2 protein-coding genes are annotated in these 1075 nt (G+C 46.2%); both read left to right on the plus strand.

The window, feature by feature from the left end:
* Positions 1 to 324 (plus strand): pseudouridine synthase (locus A3739_RS18765; RefSeq protein WP_231877108.1); only part of this gene is annotated, 324 nt, incomplete at its 5' end.
* A 1-nt stretch (position 325) separates the two neighbouring features.
* On the plus strand, positions 326 to 1075 hold a 750-nt coding region (locus A3739_RS18770), incomplete at its 3' end, for an aminotransferase class III-fold pyridoxal phosphate-dependent enzyme (protein ID WP_156502689.1).

The raw sequence follows: 1075 nt of genomic DNA on the forward strand, positions 1-1075 counted from the left end.
GAGCGGTATGAATTGCCCATATCAGACGGACGCTTCCCTACTTCACGTTACAGTTTGGTAGAGCTAAAACCTAGAACTGGACGTAAACACCAACTACGCAGACATATGAAACATATCAGTCACCCTATTTCGGGTGACGTGAAATATGGAAAAGGCAATCACAATAGACTGTTTCGCGATGAACTCAATTGTGATCGACTAATGCTCGCAGCCACGGATCTCAACTTGGTTCATCCTATAAGCAACGAGCCATTAACGTTACACTGTTCTTTTGAAAATAGCTTTCAAGCAACGCTAGATAAGCTCGAACAATACAAGGTTTAACATGACTATCCGCTCGCATAACTCGACCGACAAAGAACATATTTGGCATCCTTACAGCGCGATTGGCTCTGATCTCCCTATATTTCATGTCGATTCTGCTAAAGGCTGCAAGATCAAACTCAAAGATGGAAGAGAGCTTATTGATGGCATGTCGTCTTGGTGGAGCACCATTCATGGCTATAACCATCCAGCTATGAATGCAGCGCTAAATAGCCAGTTGGAGAATATGAGCCATGTGATGTTTGGCGGACTGACTCATGACCCCGCTATCGAACTCACCGAAAAGCTGCTTGAGGTGCATGACGACCGCCTAAACGCGGTATTCTTTGCCGACTCCGGCTCAGTGTCAGTCGAGGTGGCGATGAAGATGGCGATTCAATATTGGGCGAGTCTAGGTAAACCCGATAAACAACGATTTCTAACTGTTCGTAATGGCTATCATGGCGATACTTTTGGCGCGATGTCGGTATGCGACCCCGTCAACGGCATGCACTCCTTGTTCGAAAAAACACTGGCCAAAAATCTTTTTGCGCCCGCGCCGCAAACGCCATTTGGCGAACCTTGTACCGATGAGGATGTCGGAGAACTAACGCAATTGTTAATTGATAACAAAAGCGAGATCGCAGCCGTAATTATTGAGCCGATCGTACAAGGCGCAGGCGGCATGCGTTTTTATTCAGCGGATTACCTAAACCGTTTACGCACGCTCTGCGATGAATACGACGTGCTTTTAATCTTTGATGAAATTGCA

It is taken from the genome of Oleiphilus sp. HI0067, from assembly GCF_001635735.1.